The sequence below is a fragment of the Marinobacter sp. LQ44 genome, assembly GCF_001447155.2.
In the GTDB taxonomy this organism is placed as follows: Bacteria; Pseudomonadota; Gammaproteobacteria; order Pseudomonadales; family Oleiphilaceae; genus Marinobacter.
Map to the genome: position 1 here is coordinate 2,144,379 of NZ_CP014754.1, position 16,950 is coordinate 2,161,328.

Sequence of the window (16,950 nt, forward strand, 5' to 3'; positions counted from 1 at the left end):
ATATCTGGTGACAGTTTGTCTCATTAGCGTATAAGGTTCAAGCGGCGGCTTCGTCGGCTCTATCCGGCTGATCACTCTGCATGGAGGGCGGCAACTGAATATCCAGGTTTTCCACGGAGAGTTTGCCGGAAATCAGGCGGGGGAGGAGTTGGTTTTTAGTCTGCTCCAGTTTTTGATTCTGTGCCGCCAAACTTTCTATTTGTTTGAATATCGGAGACACCAGTTCATCAAACTTTTCGATTACACCTTGGTCCGGAGACAGGATCTCAATCCTTTTAAATGTAGACTTAGTCAGCTCCGGAAAAGTTGCGCCACCTGACAACATTTCAAAATGGGGTTTCGCAGCTTTGAGCCAGTGGTACAAATAAGTCAGTGGGTACCGATCATTCGGAATGCAGGTGATAAAGCCCTGGTTGGTACAAGCAGGTTTCGTATTGATGCCAATCGCGCCGATCGTTGCTCGGCTCGTCATCATTACCGAGTAGGCCGGAAACAGCTTGGCGGAGCTTCGCCGGAGACCTTCTTCGTTACATTGATACTCAGAGCTCGCCATAAACAACGAATTTGATTTCGTGATATCGGAAGGCGTATACCAATCGACATCACCGTTGCGCCAAAAACTATTGTTGTCTTTCGAGGGGGTACCGCCACCAGTGAAGTCGAATGCTCCCGCTATTTTCTGGTGTGTCCAGCCAGCAGGCTGCCCCTTCTCAAACTCCGCCTTCTGCCATCCCGGAAACCGGAACCGCACAAACCACTCGCGGTAGATTTCCTCGGCCATGTTTTCAAGCAGGGTGATGCGGCGTTTGTTGTTTTCGATCAGCTCGTCGTAGGTAGAGAGCAATCCCACAATCTTATTCTGAATATCAATCGGCGGAACCGGGACGTTAATCAGTTTCACAATGTCCTGATTCAAGGAGGCCATGGTTGCCCCGAATGCGCACACGGCAATCATCCAGTCCTGATGGGCTTGCGTTCGGAAGAAATAAGAAATGAATTTTGGGTTTATCCTGGATGAGTTGAACCTTAATCTCAGACAGTCAGAGCCCTGATACCAGCCTTCCTGTGCTTCAGTGATTAACCCATGCCTTTCTACGGCCCCTTTACGACCGAACACAATATCATTCTGCATCAATCTGTGTGTTGGCAACTTCTCCGCAATCCGGTCATCAATAAACTCCAAACTTTCTGTGCGGACATCCCCCAAACCGACATTTCGGACATTGATCACAGGATACCCGTGATCAGAGTAATCACTGGCTTTTAGCTGAGTACCAAAAGGGCCGGTCTGAATTTCAGCTTCACCAGATTCAATTAATTCGCCAATTTTGACTATTGGGAAGTCAATCATTTGCTATCAACCAATGCCGATACGTTCTTTCTTATTAAAGAGGCAAGAACCTCTGCCTCGGAATCCAATGATGTAAGCTCATCATTCAAATCTTCAATTCCTGTCAGAAACTCCTCCTCAGTCTTTCCATCCTCTTCAATCACCACCCCCACATACCGCCCAGGATTCAGGGAGTAATCCTGCTCTTTCACTTCCTCCGGTGTCGCCAGCTTGCACAGCCCCGTCACATCCTCGTACTCGGCATTCGGAAAGCGCTCCTGCAGCCAGTGAATGTGCTGGTAGTAGGCCTCGGCACTGCGAACTTCCTTGTGCAGCTCTTCCAGCGCCTCTTTCAGGCGGCGAGCGTTGCGGTCGGAGGTAGCGCGCTTGCCGGCTTGTCTGGCTTCTTCGGCTCTGGCCTTTTCGTGCTGGCGCACCACTTTGTCCAGTTGTTTCAGACCGGTGTGCAGTTGCTGGAAGAAGGGATCGAATGTCGCTCTCAATTGCTGCTGTTTGCGGTTGGCCGTTTCGATGGCCTCCGGCGTGGTCAGTTGCAGGTCAGCGGCTTGGATGTAGGCATCGCTGGCCCGCTGCAGGGCATTCAGGCCCTGCCACTGGCTGACCAGTTCGCCCACAGCCTGTTTGCCCTGGGCATCGTCCAGCACATCCAGTAACTGCTCACTGACGGGTTCCACCTTTTCCCGGTTGGCCAGCAGTTGTTCCATGCCTTTTCGGAAATAGCTGTCCACCAGCCGGATAAAGTCCGCCCGCTTGCCCTTGTGCAGCTTGCTGATGATGGCAATGTTCTGAACCTGTTCTTCACTGAACTCCCGATGGGCCCGGTCGATCTGGGTGAAGATGTTGCGGGCATCAATGAACAATATGCGGTCGTCCTGCTTGTTCTTGTCGAAGAACCAGAGGGTGGCGGGCAGGGTGACCGTGTAGAACATGTTGGACGGCAGGGTGAGCATGCCGTAGATCAGGTTATTCTCGATCAGGGTCTGGCGAATGTCCGCCTCGCTGTGCCGGGCATCGGAGGCGGAATTGGCCATAACCAGTGCCGCCCGGCCGCTGGCCGGGGTGTTGTTCTTCAGTGAGGTGGCAAACAGATTGATCCACAGGTAGTTGGCGTTGGGGACGGTTTCCTTGCCCTTCTCGCTGGCCTTGGCCTTGGTTTTCTTGCGGGGCAAGCCATAGGTGTTGAAACGGGGATCGTCTTCCACCGAAGCGAGGGGCACGTCATCCACGTTGAACGGCGGATTGGCCATCACGAAATCGAACTTGCCGAAGCCGTCAAAGGGGTTTTCGGTGTAGCTGTTGGCCTGGCGAATCTCGCCCCGAAGGCCGTTAACCGCCAGGTTCATCTTCGCGAGCTTGACGGTATCCAGGGTCTTTTCCTGGCCGTAGACGTAGAGCTGGTCTTCGTCGTGGGCCTCGCCCAGTTCGTCCAGCTTCTTGCGGTGGCGCTCCACGAATTGCTGGGACTGCACGAACATCCCGGCCGACCCACAGGCTGGGTCGTATACCGTGCCATGGTGGGGTTCGATGATTTCCACCATCAGTTTAACCACAGAGGTAGGGGTGAAGAACTCACCACCTTTCTGGCCTTCACTCAGAGCGAATTTGCCCAGGAAGAATTCGTAAATTTTGCCGAAAATGTCGCCATTGGCATCAGCCGGGATGTTGGAGAAGTTCTTCAGCAGTTCCGCCAGCAGGGTATTGCTGGTGCGGGTAAGAGCGAAGTATTCGTCCTTGGGCAGGATGCCATCCAGCTCGGTTTTGTATTCCTCGATGGCTTCCATGGCCTGTTTGATTTTTCTGGCCAGGTCTTCCTGCTCCGGCAGGCCCAGAAGGTAGTGGTAACGGGCATGGTCCGGAAGATAGAAACCGCATTTCTGGATAGCGATTTCGGAGATGGGTTTTTCCCGCCGGGTGCCCCTGAGTTCTGCGAACTCTTTGGTGATGTCCGGCTCGGCACGCTTGTACTTGTTGTCGGCGAATTTCAGGAAGATCAGGCCGAGTACCGGCGTGGCGTATTCGCTGGACTTGAGATCAGAATTGGCCCGCAGGTTGTCGGCGGCGGACCAGAGGTCATCTTCAAGCTGTTTTAGCTGTTCAGCATTCATGGTGGAAAGGTATCTCCTGAAACGACCACTACACAAAATGTGGAGAGACTCTAAACAACTCTGCCAACACGGGCCATAGCAATTTGTAAATTCCATGGTTACGCTTGCACGACCATTACCACTCTGTGCTTTTCAATCCAGATATCCAACGCGTATGCCAGTACCAACATCAACCACCCGAGCCATCGGCACTCTCATGTGCCAGGCCACCCGCGACATCCTGTGGACGCCCGTCGAAGCCCGGGTTCGGGAGCAAAACCCGGGCGCAGGGCTGGCGTTGCGGGTGGGGTCAGGCCAGGCCACCTATCACCGTTATGATCCGGCGCGTAAACAGCATCTGATTAACTACGGGGCGCGGATGATTGCCGCCAAGCAACAGCCGGAAACCGCCCAGGGCTGGTTATCGACGCGGGAGATCCGGGGCCGGGGCTATTTTGGGGGCGAGGTGAGTGTATTGAACCTGCTGGCCCACACCTGCTGCCATGAGTTTGCCCATTTGCTGCAATACAGTGCTGGCCAGCGGCACTATGGTTCGGTGCACAACCGGCATTTCTATGCAGCGCTGGACGGGTTGTATAGCAGTGGTGCAGCGCTCGCCACCCGGCAGTACCTCGAGGAGACTGCCGTAGAAGCGGGAGTGGCGCTGCCCAGCACACCGTTTGTATTCCCCAGTCCAGTCCGGGAGGTCCGGCAGTGGCAGGTCGGCGATGCGGTCTGTTTTGGTGAAGGCCGGCACGAGAAACGGGGCCAGGTCATCCGGGTGAACCGAAAAACCTGCACGGTTGCGGTGACTTTGAATACCCGCGGTTTGCGGTACCGGGTACCGGTTTCTCTCCTACGCCGACAGGGCTGATCCGGCTTCAGGCAGGCTCCCGATCCACCGATTTCGCCAGCAAGCCTCGAATTTCGGGGATGCAAGACCCACAGTTGCTGCCGCACTGCAGCCGCTGGCCCAATGCCTCAACGCTCGCGGCCCCCTCTTCGATTGCCTGGTTAATCTGGCGCTCGCCTACCTGGAAACAGCTGCAGACCAGCGGTCCGGTCGGTTCTGCATCAACTGAACCTGCAGCCAACAAGGATCGGCGCTGCTCCGGCGTCAGGTTTTCAGAGCCAAAACAGTCATCCAACCAGCCGAGGTCCGGCATGGATTGCACACAGGGCTCGACCAGCAATACGCCATCCAACCGGTTGCCGGTGAGCCAGGCTGCACGAAAGCGGCGCCGGGCACCATCTTGCATAACCAGCTCCGGTTCCCTGGCGAAAACCTGCCGGGCCCATTCGCGCCAGTCCATTGCCCGTCGACCGGCCAGCCACCAGGACCGGCTATGAGGCATTGCCTGGTGGCTCCAGTAATCCAGTGACGCGGCGTTCAATGCGGTATCCCCCGCGGCGGGCAGCATCAGCCGGGCTTGCCATCGGGTGATGAGTGGCCGAAGGGTGGCTACGCCACATTTCGCTTCCGGCTGCCCCGAAATCGGGTCGACAACGGGGGCGATCAGGTCGGAGGCCAGGGCTGAGGATGCAAACTGCCGATTCCAGTGAATTGGAACGAATACCTCTCCGGGTCGCTGGGCCTGGCTGGCCCGGACCCGGCCGGTAAATCCCTTTCGGGCTGGCCCTGTCAGGGTCGCCAGCGCGCCTTCAATCAAACCCAGAGTAGCGATGTCCTTCGGGTGAACCTCGATAAAAGGCTCACTACGATGGGCAAACAGTCTGGGCGCCAGTGCCGTGCGAGTCATCGTGTGCCACTGGTCCCGTATGCGGCCGGTATTCACAATCAGGGGATACCGGGCGTCCGGCTTCTGTCCGGGCGGCAGGTTCGAAACCGGCACCAGGCGGGCGCGGCCATCGGGCGTGGGAAACCGGCCATCGGAGAACAGCCGGCGGGTCTGCAACCAGGCGCCGGGGTTGCCTCCGGTAAGAGGCCATTGCACGGGTTGAAGCTGGTCATATTCCGTGGAGCTCAGCGTGGCCAGGGCAGAGATATCAAACACTCTCTCGCCGCCGTTGCCGTAGCCGGACAGTGCCGCGTGTTCCCTGAAAATATCCGCTGGTTCCTGATAACCGAAGGCATGACCATAACCCAGCGCCTGGGCGATATCCCGGATGATCTGCCAATCCGGGCGGACACCGTCCGGTAAAGGTAAAAAACGGCGCTGGCGTGAAATGCACCGTTCCGAGTTGGTCACGGTACCGTCCTTCTCGCCCCAACCGGCAGCAGGCAACAGGATATCGGCAAACGCCGTGGTATCGGTCTGGGCCACGCAGTCTGACACTATAAGCGTCTCGCATCGCGCCAGGGCCTCCCTGACCCGGGCGTTGTCGGGCAGGCTGACCGCAGGATTGGTGCCCATCACCCAGAGCACCCGGATGTCACCCCGATGAACGGCTTCAAACAGATCCACCGCCTTATAGCCCGGTCCCGCTGCCAGTTTCTCACTGTGCCAGAAGTCGGCAACCCGTTGCACCGCGCCGGGCGTGTCGTAATCCATATGGGCCGCCAGGGTGTTGGCCAGACCGCCCACTTCCCGCCCACCCATGGCATTGGGTTGACCGGTGAGCGAAAGCGGACCGGCGCCGGGCCGGCCAACACGCCCCGTGGCCAGGTGGCAGTTGATAATAGCGTTGGCTTTGTCGGTGCCAGCCACCGACTGATTGATGCCCTGGGAAAAGGCGGTGACTGTTCGATCGGTCTCGGCAAACCACCGATAGAAGCGTTCCACATCCGCAGCCCGAAGGTCACATCCGCGGGCGACCGCCATTATCGAGGGCGCACAGGCGCGGGCCACACTCAGAGTTTCCTCGAATCCGTTGCAATGCTGTTCCAGGTACTGTGTGGCCAGGGCTCCGTGTTCATGCAGCCAAACCAGCAAGCCATTGAACAGCAGGGTGTCGGTGCCCGGCCGCAGTTGCAGGTGCAGGTCAGCCATCTCTGTGGTTGCGGTTTGCCTTGGGTCAATGGCTACCACTTTGCGCCCGGGCCGGTGGGACGCTTTTATCCGCTGGTAAAGCACCGGATGCGTCCAGGCGGCATTACTGCCCGCCAGCACCAGCAAGTCCGCCAGCTCGAGGTCCTCATAGCAGCCGGGCACGCAGTCCTCACCAAACGCCCTCTTGTGGGCTGCCACGGCAGACGACATGCACAACCGGGAATTGGTATCCACGTGCGGGGTGCCAATAAAGCCCTTGGCCAGCTTGTTGGCGATGTAATAGTCCTCTGTGAGCAGCTGCCCAGACAGGTAAAAAGCCACAGACTCCGGGCCATGGTCTCTGACCGACACACGGATGGCCTCAGCTACCCGGTCAATGGCCTCCGACCACTCAACGTTGTGCCCTGCCACACGAGGGGCCAGCAACCGGTCGTGTCCGGTCACGGTCTCATGCAACGCCGAGCCTTTGACACAAAGCCGGCCCTTATTGGCCGGGTGCCCTACATCGCCCTGAACGGCGTCAGGTTTCGCCAGAACACCACAGCCCACACCGCAATAAGGGCAGGTGGTGGCGGTACTTCCGGGAGTGGTTCGGCGGTTTTTCATGATCAATCCTCTGCTTTACCCATAAAAAAGCCCGCCATCCGGGGTCTGTTTCCAGAGCCGGGGCGGGCTTCTTTGCCAAAATTGTCTGTTTTATGGAAAGCAATAACGGGGCCAGCGATTGCCAAAACAGCACTTGCCCGGCCGGCCTTGTGGCAACGCCCGGGCTACGGCCTTGTTCAGCAGATCCATCGGCTCCGGCAGGCCGGGATACACTTCTGCCTTGAGGTTTCACATTGGTGCGAAATCGCTCAGGTTGCACCAAAAACAGACCGGGCTCGATTGGCGTTTTCCTCGCTCAACACGGAATGGAATATCAAGCCTTTGAAAACTATGAATATTAAAAAATGGCACGGCTTATGCTGAGGTAACAGCGAACCATCAAGACATCACATCTCTCGTTCTAAGGCATTGGCGCCTGCTCTCCGGAAACGGAGGGTGGGCGTTTTTTTTGTGCGCCAGAAAAGAGAGACACAGAGAGGTAACAGCATGAACACACGCCGTCATCAACTCAGAGGCTTGCTCACCGCCGCGCTGATCGGGCTGAGCACACTGGCCCAGGCGAGCATCGGGCCAGCAGAGAAGCCAGACCTGAAACTGGGCTTCATCAAACTCACCGATATGGCACCCCTGGCGGTTGCCTGGGAGCAAGGCTACTTCCTGGACGAAGGCCTGTTCGTGGAACTGGAAGCCCAGGCCAACTGGAAAGTGCTGCTGGACCGGGTGATCACCGGCGAGCTGGACGGTGCCCACATGCTGGCCGGCCAGCCTCTGGGCGCGTTCATTGGCTATGGCACTCAGGCCAACATCATTACCGCCTTCAGCATGGACCTCAACGGCAACGCGATTACCGTGTCCAACGCGGTGTGGGACACCATGAAGCCCCACCTGGACATGGATGGCGACAAACCCGCCCACCCGATCTCCGCGAGCGCACTGAAACCGGCGGTGGAGCAATCCCTGAGCAAAGGCGAGCGGTTCCGGATGGGCATGGTGTTCCCGGTGTCCACCCATAACTACGAACTCCGCTACTGGCTGGCGGCCGGTGGCCTGAATCCCGGCTTCTACGCCCCACAACGGGGTGATACCAGTGGCACCTTGCAGGCCGATGTTCATCTGTCCGTTACCCCGCCGCCGCAAATGCCGGCGACCATGGAAGCCGGCACCATTCAGGGCTACTGCGTGGGCGAACCCTGGAACCAGCAGGCGGTATTCAAGGGGATTGGCGTGCCGGTTATAACCGATTATGAGATCTGGCCAAACAACCCTGAGAAAGTCTTTGGTGTGACCGAGACCTGGGCAGAGAAGCATCCCAATACCCACCTTCGGTTGTTACGGGCACTGATCCGCGCGGCTTACTGGCTGGATGAAAACGACAACGCAAATCGCCAGGAAGCGGTAGAGCTGCTTTCACGCTCCAGCTACGTGGGCGCAGACAAAAACGTGATCGCCAACTCTATGACCGGCACGTTCGAATACGAGAAAGGGGATGTGCGGGAGGTTCCGGACTTCAACGTGTTCTTCCGCTATCACGCCACTTACCCCTATCCCTCGGATGCCATCTGGTACCTGACCCAGATGCGCCGGTGGGGCCAGATTCCGGACGCCAAGCCGGATGACTGGTACATGCAGACCGCAGCCAGGGTATACCGGGGTGATCTGTATGCTCAGGCCGCACAGTCACTGATCGATGATGGCGTGATGAATGCCAGTGACTTCCCGGACTTTGACGCCGAGAACTTTGAACGCCCCTACCAGGGCGAGCTGATTGACGGTGTGCCTTTCACTCCTCGCGAACCGAACGCTTACATAGACCGCTTTGAGATCGGGCTGAAAGGCACCGAGACACCGTAAGGGGGGCACAACATGAGCACTTTAAGCATAAGAATTGGCCAGTCGATGGCCGCCAGGAGCCGCAACCTGCTCGCCCGGCTGAGCCCGAATGAATTGTTGGCGGCCGGCAAACAGACTTTGCTGCCCTTGATCGGAATTCTGGTGTTTCTGGGATTCTGGCATCTGGCAGCGCCCCAGGTGCAGACGTCCCTTGGTGCTTTCCCAGGGCCAGCTCAGGTCTGGGAGCAGGCGGGGCAACTCTGGCAAGAGCACGCCAACCAGCGGGAACGCGCCAGCCAGTTCATCGCCATGCAGGAGCAGCGTAATGCCAGGATTCTGGCTGACAACCCGGAGGCGGAGGTGCGGATCCGGTCTTATCCCGGCGCACCCACTTTTATCGATCAGATCGGTACCAGCCTGGTCACGGTGTTGTCTGGATTTGCCCTGGCCACGCTGATTGCGGTGCCCCTGGGAATTGTGTTCGGTCTTAACCGGTATTTTCAGGCGGCGGTCAATCCGCTGATCCAGATCTTCAAGCCGGTGTCGCCCCTGGCCTGGCTGCCACTGGTGACCATGGTGGTGTCTGCCACGTACGTGAGTGATGACCCGATGTTCCAGAAGTCGTTTCTGACGTCGATGATCACGGTCACCCTTTGCAGCCTGTGGCCGACGCTGATCAATACCAGCGTTGGCGTGGCCGCGGTGAATCCGGACCTGCTGAATGTGTCGAAGGTGCTGAAGCTGTCGTTCTGGACCCACGTTCGCAAGGTGGTGCTGCCTTCATCGGTACCGATGATTTTTACCGGGTTGCGGGTGTCTCTGGGTATTGCCTGGATGGTGCTGATTGCGGCGGAGATGCTGGCGCAGAGTCCCGGGCTTGGGAAGTTTGTGTGGGATGAGTTTCAGAATGGCAGCAGCCAGTCGTTGAGTCGGATCATGGTGGCGGTGCTGGCCATCGGGTTTATCGGGTTTTTGCTGGATCGGGTGATGTTGTTGATTCAGAAGAAGGTGGCCTGGAATGAGTAGCCAACACTCACCCACTGCTGCGTTTAACCTAGAAATCTCAAACGGCGGAGCATGCCGCACCGGGTGGGTAGTGCCTCCCGGGACACGCGGCGAGTACATCCATGTACGCTCCGCAAAAACATCCATGTTTTTGAGGGTCCCGGGAGGCACTACCCACCCGGCGCTCGTCCGACCTGTTTAGGGGATTCTGTTATGGCTAAATCACATTTAGAGTTAACGGGCGTTGAAATGGCCTTTGATACAGCCAAAGGGCCATTTATCGCTCTGGACAACGTGAACCTGAAGATACAGAAAGGGGAGTTTGTTTCGCTTATCGGCCACTCCGGCTGTGGTAAATCGACGGTGCTGAACATTGTCGCCGGGTTGTTGCAGGCCACCAAGGGTGGCTGTGTGCTGGACGGGCATGAGGTGAACTCACCGGGGCCGGAGCGGGCGGTGGTGTTTCAGAATCATGCGCTGATGCCCTGGTTAACGGTGTATGAGAATGTCGAGCTGGCTGTTCGGCAGGTGTTTCGTAAGTCGATGAACCGTAAGGAGCGCCGGGACTGGATTACCCACAACCTGGAGCTGGTGAATATGGCCCATGCCGCCAATAAGCGGCCGGGGGAGATTTCCGGGGGTATGGCACAGCGGGTGGGGATTGCCCGGGCGTTGGCGATGAAGCCGAGCGTGCTGCTGATGGATGAGCCCTTCGGGGCCCTGGATGCGCTGACCCGTGCACATCTTCAGGATTCGCTGATGGAGATTCAGCAGGAGCTGAACAACACGGTGATCATGATTACCCACGATGTGGACGAGGCGGTGCTATTGTCGGATCGCATCATCATGATGACCAACGGGCCGGCGGCGACGGTGGGGGAAGACCTGCACATTGATTTGCCGCGGCCGCGTAATCGGGTGGCGTTGGCGGATGACACCAAATATGTGCATTACCGGCAGGAGGTGCTGTCGTTCCTGTACGAGAAACAGCGAAAGCTGGAATCCCTGAGCAGCCGGCGGGCCGCCAGTGCCTCCACGCAGGGTGGCGAGAGGACAAAGTCGGAAAAGGAGAAACAGCCGGCGTCTGCCTGAGGCTGCACGGCACCGGGGCTACTTTGGCCCCGGTGCCCTCAGGGATGGCGTCAGCCCAGAACGCCGGCCATGGAGACCAGGGCCCGGGCCACATCGGGTAATCGCTTGCCCTGATCCATCGCCAGCTTTCGCAGCAATCGGTGGGCTTCGTCGTTGCTGATGTTGCGATGCTCCATCAATAGCAACACGGCCTTTTCCTGGGTGCGCCGGTCTTCCAGAGCTTCTTTCGCACTTTGCAGTTCTTCAGACATCTGGCGCAGGCGGCGGGTTTGCTCCTGAACCAGATCAAAGATAGACCGGCCTGACTGTTGTCCGACACCGTCGCCGGCCCAGGCATCTGCGGTACTCGCATCTACACCATTATCGCAAACCACCAATACCGGCATTGTCGAGGCGTTCCGTTGTTCCAGCGAGGCCAGCAGAGTTTCCTGGTGAGCCAGGGAGTGGCGCGCCTCGGTGTAGCGTTCCACGCAACGGTGGTGGAAGGCGTTTTCCACGGAATCTTCGATTTTCTTGAGATCATCCATACGGTCGGTCATCAGGTTAAACCAGCGATCGGCCATTTCCCTGTCCAGGGATTTATAGGGTCCGACCGACACCGCCTTCTGGCGCAACCGCTCTATTTCCAGTTCCCGCGGGTGAGACCGCAGCGCCTGCCAGAGAGCCAGGCTGTCTTCGCTGGCAAAGGCAACAAATACCTCGAAACACCGTTCCTGCGCTTCAACCAGGTGCATCATGCGCCGTGACAGTGCGTTTTCGAAGTGGCCACTGGAGAATCCCGCTGAGCCTGCCGCCCGCTCCTGGCCACAGTATTCCTTACCATTCATCACGTGCACCATGGCCACCAGCAGGCCGGCAATGGAGGGTTCAGCAACGGTTTCGGCGGCTTCAAAAACCACCGTAATCAGCTGATGGATGGTGTCGCAAAACCAGTCCGTAGCATCCACCACGCTGGCTTCCTGCCCGACCACTTTCTGCCTGAACTCGGCCAGCTGATCGAGGCTATGAAGGGCACTGGCAATATGACCCAGCAGCGGGCTGCTGACCGGATGGGTAGTCAGGTCTTCCTGTATGTCGGTCAGCGCCTTACGGAAGATGACAGCCAGTTGGTCATTCTCTTTCAGGATAACCGAACGCTCCCGGGCGAAACGCTGGCAACCGGACCCCAGATACAGGTTGGTAGCTCCCCGCTCCCGTTGCAGTCCGTGCACCAGGTTACCCACGCTCTGCACCAGCCGGCCCATCTGCAGAAAGTACTCCAGGTTGCGGATTTCGCACTGCCGGGAGGCCATCAGAAAGTCTGCGGCTGTGGCCGTCGCGGCCGTATTGGTCTGGCGTTTGCTGTTCATGGTGCAACTCCTGGTATCGGTACACAGCGGGTTCCTGTCTGACTGGACTGCAGCAATTAACAGGCCAGAACCACCGGCATCATCTTCGTGCGTTTCGCCCCATCCCGGGGCATCTTTTCTGCCCGGCACGGGTGCAATAGAGCCGCGATACCATCTAAGCAACTGAATTAAATGGAGTTAAAAAGTTGGCATGGAGATCGCTATGTCCTAATCAAGGACGACTGTCCCGGCCATGGAATCAGGCCGGACCATCAGATCATTGTTGTTGGCATTGGTGCCGGACCATCTGTTCTCTTCGGAGAGCATGATGCTCCGGCTTTTTTCGTTTGGTTTTCGGCAATTCGTTGAGTAAGGGAGCGCACCTATGGAACACACACAGACCCCTGCGCTGGTGATCTGCGGCCATGGCATGGTTGCGCAGCGATTGCTGGAGCAACTGGTGGCCACAGGGCACCCGTTCAGCCGCATCGTGGTGTTCAACGGTGAGCCTTTCGCTGCCTATAACCGAATCCAGCTGTCGTCCTTGCTGGCGAATCAGGTCCGGGAGTCGGAGCTGGAACTGAAACCCCGGTCCTGGTTCCGCCAGCACAAAATCGAGGTCTATAACCGTGAGCCGGTCACGGCCATCGAACCGCATCAGCGCCGGGTGACGACCGCCAGCGGGCGCACGCTGGCTTACCACACCCTTGTGTTGGCCACTGGCGCCAGTCCTTCACGTCTTGGCCTGCCCGGTGAGGATCTGGATGGCGTGATGACCTTCCGGGATCTGACCGATACCCGCACCCTGATTCACCGGGCGCAGACACATCGCCGTGCGGTCGTCATCGGCGGCGGTTTTCTTGGCCTGGAAGCGGCCGAGGGGCTCAGGGCCCGGGGCATGGACGTCACGGTTCTGCATCGCAGCGGTCACCTGCTGAACCGACAGCTCAATCCAGCTGCCGGCGAATTACTGAAGCACCAGTTACAGCAACGGGGCCTCACCGTTCTGACCGGTACAGAGCCGACAGCGCTGCTGGGCAAAAACCAGGTCCAGGCGGTACAGCTCAGCGACGGCACCGTGCTGGCGACGGACCTGGTGGTGCTGGCAACCGGTATTCATCCGAACAAAGCACTGGCAGAAGCCGCCGGCCTGGCCTGCGACCGGGGAATACAGGTGGATTCGCAGATGACCACTTCCAATCCTCATATCCACGCCCTTGGTGAATGCTGCCAGTTTCAGGAACACACGTTTGGCCTGGTGGAGCCCGGGTACGAGCAGGCGGCCGTGTTGGCCCGGCATCTCTGCCAGGTGTCCGGAAGCCCGGGTTTCACACCGGGAGAAATCGCCACCCGCCTGAAAATCAGCGACCTCCCCATTTTTTCCTGCGGGCCGATCACTCCGGGCCCGCACACCGAAACCATTGAGTGGCAGGACTACGCCCAAGCGGTCTACGGCCAACTGCTGGTGGAACACAACCGCCTGACCGGCGCCATTCTACTCGGAGACACCGGCAGCGGCCCCTGGTACAGCGAGTTGATTCGTTCAGGCACGGATATCTCCCGCTACCGGGACACCATCGCTTTCGGCAAACCCTATTGCGACGCAGCGGCCTGATCCGCTGCCATGAGAGAGGACAAGACTATGAGCAAACAGACCCTGATCGTGATCGGCAACGGCATGGTTGGCCATCACTTTCTGGAACAGTTCAGCCAGTCTCCGGCCGCTGACGCCTACAACATCGTGGTTTTCGGCGAGGAAAAGCAACTGGCCTACGACAGGGTGCACCTGTCGGAGTACTTCAGTGGCTCAAGCCATGCGGACCTGGCCATGGGCACCTCAGACTGGTATGCCGACCAGGGCATTGATCTGCACCTGAATGAGCCGGTGACCGGCATAGATCGGGACGCCCGGATGATCACCACACCCAAGGGCGAGTACCCCTACGATCAGCTGGTGCTGGCCACGGGCTCCTACCCGTTTGTCCCGCCCATTGAGGGCAACGATCAGGAAGGCTGCTTCGTGTACCGCACCCTGGATGACCTGGACGCCATCCAGGCCAGTGCGCACTCCGGAAAAACCGGCGTGGTGGTGGGCGGCGGCCTGCTTGGCCTGGAAGCGGCAAACGCGCTGAAAAGCCTGGGGTTACAGGCTCACGTAGTGGAGTTTGCCCCGAGGCTGATGCCGGTGCAGCTGGACGATCAGGGTGGCGCCCTGTTGCGCCAGAAGATTGAAGATCTGGGAGTGCAGGTGCATACCGAAAAAGCCACCACCGCCATTGTGCCGGGCAACGGCGCGCGGTTGCGGATGAATTTCGCGGATGACAGCCACCTGGAAACCGACCTGATTGTGTTCTCTGCCGGCATCCGCCCGCAGGATGCCCTGGCCCGGGCCTGTGGTCTGGAGGTTGGCGAGCGCGGCGGGATTGTCATCAACAACCAGTGCACCACGTCCGACCCGCACATTCACGCCATTGGCGAATGTGCACTCTGGAATAACTTCATTTTCGGCCTGGTGGCACCGGGTTACACCATGGCCCGAACCCTGTCGGCCGCCCTGAACAACGACACCAGCGCAGCCTTTACCGGTGCCGACATGAGCACCAAGCTCAAGCTGCTGGGGGTGGATGTGGGTTCCATCGGCGACGCTCACGCCCGGACTCCGGGCGCCCGCAACATTCGTTTTCACGATGAGCAGGCCGGCCATTACCGGCGCATGGTGGTGAGCCAGGACGGGAAAACCCTGCTGGGTGCCATTCTGGTGGGCGACAACGGTCCCTACGACACCCTTTTGCAATACACTATCAACGGCATCGAGTTGCCGGCGAACCCGGAAGCGCTGATTCTTCCTGAGAGCGAAGGCGGTGCCCCGGGGCTGGGTGCTGATGCCCTGCCGGACACGGCCTCGATCTGTTCCTGCCACAACGTCACCAAGGGCGATATCTGCGGCGCTATTGACGCAGGTTGCGCCGATCTGGGCAGTGTGAAAGCGGAAACCAAAGCCAGCACCGGCTGCGGTGGCTGCGCGGCGCTGCTCAAGAAGGTGGTGGACAGCGAGCTGGAGAAACGCGGCGTGGAGGTGTGTACGGATTTGTGCGAACACTTCCCCTACACCCGCCAGGAGCTGTTCCATCTGGTCAAGGTGAACGGCATTCGCACCTTCCGGGGCCTGCTCAGGCAATACGGCAAGGGCCAGGGTTGCGACATCTGCAAGCCGACGGTGGGCTCCATTCTGGCCACCTGCTGGAACGAGCATATTCTGGCCACCGACCACGTGCCGCTGCAGGACACCAACGATACCTTCATGGCCAACATGCAGAAGAACGGCACTTACTCGATCGTGCCGCGCATTCCCGGCGGCGAGATCACCCCGGACAAGCTGATTGTGCTGGGCGAGGTGGCCAAGCAATACAACCTGTACACCAAGATCACCGGCGGCCAGCGGGTGGACCTGTTCGGCGCCACCCTGAGTGAGCTGCCGGAGATCTGGGAGAAGTTGATCGCCGCCGGTTTCGAGACCGGGCACGCCTATGGCAAGTCGCTGCGTACGGTGAAGTCCTGCGTGGGCAGCACCTGGTGCCGTTACGGCGTGCAGGACAGCGTGGGCATGGCGATCACTCTGGAGAATCGCTACAAGGGCCTGCGGGCGCCCCACAAGGTGAAGATGGCGGTCTCTGGCTGTACCCGGGAATGCGCGGAGGCCCAGAGCAAGGATTTCGGGGTGATCGCCACCGAGAAGGGCTGGAACCTGTACGTGTGCGGCAATGGCGGTATGCGGCCGCGGCATGCGGATCTCTTTGCCACGGATTTGTCGGATGAGGAGCTGATCCGGACCATTGACCGGGTAGTGATGTTCTATGTGCGGACGGCGGATCGGCTGCAGCGGACGTCGGTCTGGATGGAGAATCTGGAAGGCGGTCTGGAGTATCTGAAGCAGGTGGTGCTGGAGGACAGTCTGGGGATTGGCGAGGAGCTGGAGCAGCACATGGCGGGTCTGGTGGAGACCTATCAGTGTGAGTGGAAGACCGCGGTTGAGGATCCGGAGAAGCGCAAGCGGTTCCGGGAGTTTGTGAATGCGCCGGAGCAGAAGGACCCGGTGCAGCAGTGGACTTCGGAGCGGGGGCAGCGGCGGCCTGTTTTGGAGGTGGCTTCTTCGTAGCCTTCTGGCTTGGGGGCGGAGCGCGGGGGCCGGGGTAATTTTCTTCTGGAAAAAATAACTCGCTTTGCTCAGACATCTTTTTTCCTGCCAGAAAATTACCCCGACCCCCGCGCTCGCAGACATAAGTGGGATAGGCAAGTTAAAGACATTGGGATTCAGGAGAACGTTTTATGAAAGCTCGGACTTGTTGGGAAGCCGTTTGTACGGTGGACGATCTGGTGGCTGACTCCGGCATTGCGGTTTGGACGGAGGACGGGCCGGTGGCGGTGTTTTATCTGCCACACCGGCTGCCGGCGTTGTTTGCCATCAGCCATACCGATCCGTTCAGTGGCTCGAATGTGCTGGCCCGGGGGATTACCGGGGATATCAACGGGGAGCCGGTGGTGGCATCGCCGTTGTATAAGCAGCATTTCAGTCTTCGCACCGGTGTCTGCCTGGAGGATGACAGTGCCCGTGTGAAGACATACCCGGTGTTGCTGGACGGTGATCAGATCCGTCTGGAGGTGCCGGTGGCTCAGGCGGCGTCGGTGGCCGCCTGAGATCTGAG

The 16,950-nt window shown here is 58.8% G+C and carries 11 protein-coding genes; 7 read left to right on the forward strand and 4 right to left on the reverse strand.

What is annotated here, in order from left to right:
* Positions 1–37: 37 nt before the first annotated feature.
* Together ASQ50_RS09980 and ASQ50_RS09985 are read right to left on the reverse strand one after the other, a co-directional pair.
* Positions 38–1,351: a restriction endonuclease subunit S gene (locus ASQ50_RS09980; RefSeq protein ID WP_068351469.1), complete on the reverse strand. Its 1,314-nt coding sequence runs from the start codon at positions 1,349–1,351 to the stop codon at positions 38–40.
* Positions 1,348–3,456, reverse strand: coding sequence for an N-6 DNA methylase (locus ASQ50_RS09985; protein ID WP_058092832.1), 2,109 nt, complete (start codon positions 3,454–3,456; stop codon positions 1,348–1,350). Before ASQ50_RS09985 ends, ASQ50_RS09980 begins: the two co-directional genes overlap by 4 nt.
* Positions 3,457–3,610: 154 nt before the next feature.
* Here ASQ50_RS09985 and ASQ50_RS09990 point away from each other — a divergent pair, with 154 nt between their 5' ends.
* The gene (locus ASQ50_RS09990) at positions 3,611–4,309 is read left to right on the forward strand and encodes a hypothetical protein (RefSeq protein ID WP_227513302.1); all 699 of its coding nucleotides are present in this window, start codon (positions 3,611–3,613) and stop codon (positions 4,307–4,309) included.
* Between the two features lie 7 nt (positions 4,310–4,316).
* Here the strand turns inward: ASQ50_RS09990 and ASQ50_RS09995 are convergent, their stop codons facing one another.
* Complete coding sequence (locus ASQ50_RS09995; RefSeq protein WP_058092834.1) at positions 4,317–6,992, reverse strand: nitrate reductase; 2,676 nt, start codon at positions 6,990–6,992, stop codon at positions 4,317–4,319.
* A gap of 486 nt (positions 6,993–7,478) precedes the next feature.
* On the opposite strand from ASQ50_RS09995, the gene ASQ50_RS10000 reads away from it, so the two are divergent.
* The 3 genes from ASQ50_RS10000 to ASQ50_RS10010 all read left to right on the forward strand — a co-directional run bounded on the left by ASQ50_RS10000 (position 7,479) and on the right by ASQ50_RS10010 (position 10,919).
* Positions 7,479–8,843 (forward strand): CmpA/NrtA family ABC transporter substrate-binding protein, encoded by a 1,365-nt coding sequence (locus ASQ50_RS10000; RefSeq protein ID WP_058092916.1) that lies wholly within the window; start codon positions 7,479–7,481, stop codon positions 8,841–8,843.
* 12 nt (positions 8,844–8,855) lie between these two features.
* On the forward strand, positions 8,856–9,848 hold the full coding sequence (locus tag ASQ50_RS10005; RefSeq protein ID WP_058092835.1) for an ABC transporter permease: 993 nt from the start codon (positions 8,856–8,858) through the stop codon (positions 9,846–9,848).
* 192 nt (positions 9,849–10,040) lie between these two features.
* Positions 10,041–10,919, forward strand: coding sequence for an ABC transporter ATP-binding protein (locus ASQ50_RS10010; RefSeq protein ID WP_058092836.1), 879 nt, complete (start codon positions 10,041–10,043; stop codon positions 10,917–10,919).
* A 50-nt stretch (positions 10,920–10,969) separates the two neighbouring features.
* Here the strand turns inward: ASQ50_RS10010 and ASQ50_RS10015 are convergent, their stop codons facing one another.
* Positions 10,970–12,268 (reverse strand): nitrate regulatory protein, encoded by a 1,299-nt coding sequence (locus tag ASQ50_RS10015; RefSeq protein WP_058092837.1) that lies wholly within the window; start codon positions 12,266–12,268, stop codon positions 10,970–10,972.
* Between the two features lie 364 nt (positions 12,269–12,632).
* Here ASQ50_RS10015 and ASQ50_RS10020 point away from each other — a divergent pair, with 364 nt between their 5' ends.
* The 3 genes from ASQ50_RS10020 (at position 12,633) to nirD (ending at position 16,942) form a co-directional block, all read left to right on the forward strand.
* Positions 12,633–13,862: an NAD(P)/FAD-dependent oxidoreductase gene (locus tag ASQ50_RS10020; RefSeq protein ID WP_058092838.1), complete on the forward strand. Its 1,230-nt coding sequence runs from the start codon at positions 12,633–12,635 to the stop codon at positions 13,860–13,862.
* A 27-nt stretch (positions 13,863–13,889) separates the two neighbouring features.
* A complete protein-coding gene (gene nirB / locus ASQ50_RS10025) occupies positions 13,890–16,403 on the forward strand; it encodes a nitrite reductase large subunit NirB (protein WP_058092839.1) in 2,514 nt (837 codons plus the stop codon).
* 170 nt (positions 16,404–16,573) lie between these two features.
* The gene (gene nirD / locus ASQ50_RS10030; protein ID WP_058092840.1) at positions 16,574–16,942 is read left to right on the forward strand and encodes a nitrite reductase small subunit NirD; all 369 of its coding nucleotides are present in this window, start codon (positions 16,574–16,576) and stop codon (positions 16,940–16,942) included.
* Positions 16,943–16,950: the final 8 nt, after the last annotated feature.